The 3,571-nt window shown below is 64.3% G+C and carries 4 protein-coding genes; all 4 read left to right on the top strand.

Going from position 1 to position 3,571, the window contains the following annotated elements:
• The coding region (locus ACSLE4_RS08730) for a CDP-alcohol phosphatidyltransferase family protein (RefSeq protein ID WP_435904073.1) at window positions 1–566 on the top strand (566 nt) is incomplete at its 5' end.
• A complete protein-coding gene (locus ACSLE4_RS08725) occupies window positions 563–1,507 on the top strand; it encodes a phosphatidate cytidylyltransferase (RefSeq protein WP_435904072.1) in 945 nt (314 codons plus the stop codon). The genes ACSLE4_RS08730 and ACSLE4_RS08725, both read left to right, overlap by 4 nt.
• Before the next feature lie 10 nt (window positions 1,508–1,517).
• The gene (locus ACSLE4_RS08720) at window positions 1,518–2,174 is read left to right on the top strand and encodes a lysophospholipid acyltransferase family protein (RefSeq protein WP_435904071.1); all 657 of its coding nucleotides are present in this window, start codon (window positions 1,518–1,520) and stop codon (window positions 2,172–2,174) included.
• A 107-nt stretch (window positions 2,175–2,281) separates the two neighbouring features.
• The gene (locus tag ACSLE4_RS08715) at window positions 2,282–3,469 is read left to right on the top strand and encodes a glycoside hydrolase domain-containing protein (RefSeq protein WP_435904074.1); all 1,188 of its coding nucleotides are present in this window, start codon (window positions 2,282–2,284) and stop codon (window positions 3,467–3,469) included.
• Window positions 3,470–3,571 lie beyond the last annotated feature (102 nt).

Raw genomic sequence — 3,571 nt, 5'->3', positions numbered from 1 at the left:
TGCGCCCCGTGGCGGCATGGCTGGTGCAAGCGGGCGTCAGCGCCAATGCGGTAACCATCGCCGCGCTGGTGCTGAGTGCCGCGCAAGGCGCGTGGCTTGCGTTTGAACCTGGCGCCGCTTTGCCTTTGCTGCTTCTGCCGGTGACGCTCTTCGTGCGCATGGCGCTCAATGCCGTCGACGGGCTGATGGCCAAGGAGCACGGCATGATCACGCCGCAAGGCGCGGTGCTTAACGAGCTTTCCGACGTGATTGCCGACGCCGCGCTCTATCTGCCGTTCGCGCTCATCCCCGGCGTGAATGCGCCACTTGTCGTGCTGGTCGTCGTGACGGGGATCGTCGCCGAGATGACCGGCGCGCTGGGACCGCTGATCAAGGCATCGCGCCGCTATGATGGGCCGTTCGGCAAGAGCGACCGGGCGCTCGGATTCGGTCTGCTGGCAGTGCTGCTTGGCTTCGGGATCGCGCCCGGCCTGTGGACCGGCGTCTATCTCGGCATTCTGCTGGCGCTATCGGCCTACACAGTGGTCAATCGCGCGCGGCGCATCGTTGCGGAAGCAAAGCCATGAACAGGCTCTTCGGCCTGCCCGAGCATGTGGTCTATGCCACGGGCGGCGTATGGGCGTTGCTCATCGCCTCCACGGTGCTCGTTCTGGTGTTGCGCTGGCGCCGGCCCGGCCATTACGACGAGCTGGTGAGCCGCACCGCCTCTTGGTGGTGGATGATCGGCGCGTTCACCTTCGCCATCGCCGTCAGCAAGACGGCGGCCATCGTCTTCCTCGCGTTCATTTCGTATCTGGCGCTGAAGGAATATCTGTCGCTGATTCCGACGCGGCGCATCGACCGCGCGCTTCTGCTGTTCGCCTATCTCGCCATTCCCATCCAGTACTATTGGGCGGCCACCGATTGGTACAACATGTTCCTCGTGTTCGTGCCGGTGTGGCTGTTCCTGTTCTTCCCGGCGCTCATGGCGTTGCGCGGGGACACGCAAGGCTTTCTGCGCGCGGTGGGCACGCTGTCCTGGGGGCTGATGCTCACCGTGTTCTGCTTGAGCCACATGGCCATGCTGCTCGTCTCCGGCGAGGTGCATAACCCGGTGGCCGGGGGCGTCGGGCTCTTGTTCTTCCTGGTGGTGCTCACGCAATTCAACGACGTCGCGCAATACACGTGGGGGAAGCTGCTGGGGCGCCACAAGGTGACGCCGCAAGTGAGCCCCAACAAGACATGGGAAGGGCTTATCGGCGGCGTGCTGACCACGGTGGCGCTGGCCGCGGTCATCGGCCCGTATCTCACGCCCATGGATGGGCTGTGGTCGGCGCTGGCCGGCCTCGTGCTCGGGGTCGCCGGGTTCTTCGGCGATATCACCATTTCCGCGATGAAGCGCGACCTCGGCGTGAAGGACACCGGGGGGCTGATCCCCGGCCATGGCGGCATTCTCGATCGCGTCGACAGCCTCACCTATGCGGCGCCCGCCTTCTTCCATTTCTTCCGCTACTTCTTCACGCCATGAGGCCCGCCCCATGAGCAAGAACCCAGTCATCAGGCTGATGCGCTTCCTGTTCTTCGCGGTCGTGGTGCGGGCGGTGATCCTGGTGGCGCTGGGCCTCACCGTGCGCCACCGCGAGCGTTTGCCGAAAGACGGACCCGCGGTGCTGGCCGCCAACCACAATTCCAATCTCGATGCCCTGGCGCTGATGTCGCTGATGCCGCTTAAGCTCCTGCCGAAGCTTCGGCCAGTGGCGGCGGTGGACTATTTCTTCACCAGCAAAGCGCGCGGCTGGTTCGTCACCAATATCATCGGCATCATTCCTGTGGTGCGCGGCAGCGCGCGCAAAGGCGTGAATCCGCTAGTCGCCTGCGAAGAGGCGCTCGACCGGGGGGAGATCCTGGTGCTGTTCCCGGAGGGCTCGCGCGGCGATCCGGAGAAGCTCGGGCGGCTCAAGACGGGCATCGGGCATTTGGCCTGCGCCCGGCCGGACGTGCCCGTCATCCCCGTCTATATGCACGGTCTGGGCAAGGCGTTGCCCAAGGGCTCGTCGCTACTCGTGCCGTTCAACTGCACGGTCAATGCGGGTGAACCGCTCCAGGGCACCGGCAGCTACAACGACTTCATGAAGGCCTTCGAGGAGCGCATCGCCGCGCTCGCCGCGGAGGAGAAGCATCCCGATTGGGATTAGCTGCCCACGCTTGACGCTTTGCCACGATTCAACCAACCGTTCGAGGCAGATTCGTTTGCCGAGGAGGGCCGATCTCTTTGTCCCGCTACGGAATTGCAGTTTTGCTGATGACGATTGTGCTGGCGCCTTTCGGCGCCGCGGCCAGAGAGGATCTGGGCCGCATCGCCATCATCGACACGTCCCACAACGTGACGCCCCATCTGCCGCAGCTGCGCGCCGCGGGCGTCAAGGTGATCGGCCGCTATCTCGGCCGCTGCGCGCAATGGAGGGGCAAGCGGCTTATCGACAATGGCCGCGCCGGGCAACCGGGGAGCGAGATCGACGCGATCCTCGATCATGGCTTCGCGGTGCTGTCGATCTACCAATATCTCTCAAGCAGCAAATACAAGTTCGAGGGCAAGAGCTTTGACCGCAAGGGCAAGCTGTTCATCCTCAAGGACGCCAATTGCGCGAGTCCGGCCAACCCGCCGCATTCCACCAAGACCGAAGCGGAGCTCGATTCCCGCGCCGCGGTGGCGCAAGCGCGCGCCCTCGGTCAGCCCGCCAACACCGCGATTTATTTCGGCGTCGACTTCAACTTCGATCGCAGCGACACGGCGACGGCCAAGAAGATGGTCGAGTATTTCACCGTGGTGAACCGGAACTTGCGCAGCGCCGGCTATCTGGTCGGCGCTTACGGAAGCGGGGATGCGCTCATGTTGCTTCAGCGGCAAAGGCTGATCCACTTCACCTGGCTTTCCGCATCGCGGTCCTTCGCCGGATCGACGCAATTCCACAACTCGGGCCAGTGGCATCTCTTCCAGAACTGGACCGACACCACGTGGTTCGCGCGCAGAACAGGCGGCAAATGCCGGGGCGGGCTGCCGCTCGATACCGACATTCAGAATGCAGCCTTCGCCGGCCAGTCGATCGGTTTCTGGACGCGGGAGGGACCGTATGCGGTGCCCAAGGCGCGGACCGAGGCGATCTACAATCAGCGGCGGTTTGCCTGCAACGGCCATGCGCTGATCCGGGCCACGGGCGCACTCCCGCCCGGACCGCTAGCGAGCACCGACCATTGCGGCAGGCAATACACGCGTTGCGAGCCGGGGCTGACGCGAGGTGTCGTGGCGCAGATCTGCTACGCAAATACGGCGCGCATCGGCGAGCATAACGGCGTTCTGGTTCGCGTCGACTATGACGACGACGGCGCCTTTGACGGTTGGACGATGATTGACAACCTCTCGCGGTCCTTCTCGACCAAGCCGCATTACATCAAGGACCAGACGGCGCGCCGGAGTGCAGTTTGTCCGTGAGGATCAGCGGGCGAACGGGTTGCCCATCTCGACAAGTGCCATGATCAAGCTCGCGCAAGCGAGAAGCGCGGTGACCGTGCGGATGTGGTTCCACATGGACCA

Source organism: Methyloceanibacter sp., assembly GCF_051306395.1.
Taxonomy (GTDB): Bacteria; Pseudomonadota; Alphaproteobacteria; order Rhizobiales; family Methyloligellaceae; genus Methyloceanibacter.
The sequence above is the reverse complement of the archived record's forward strand: the minus strand, read 5'-3'. Positions and strand labels throughout refer to the sequence as shown.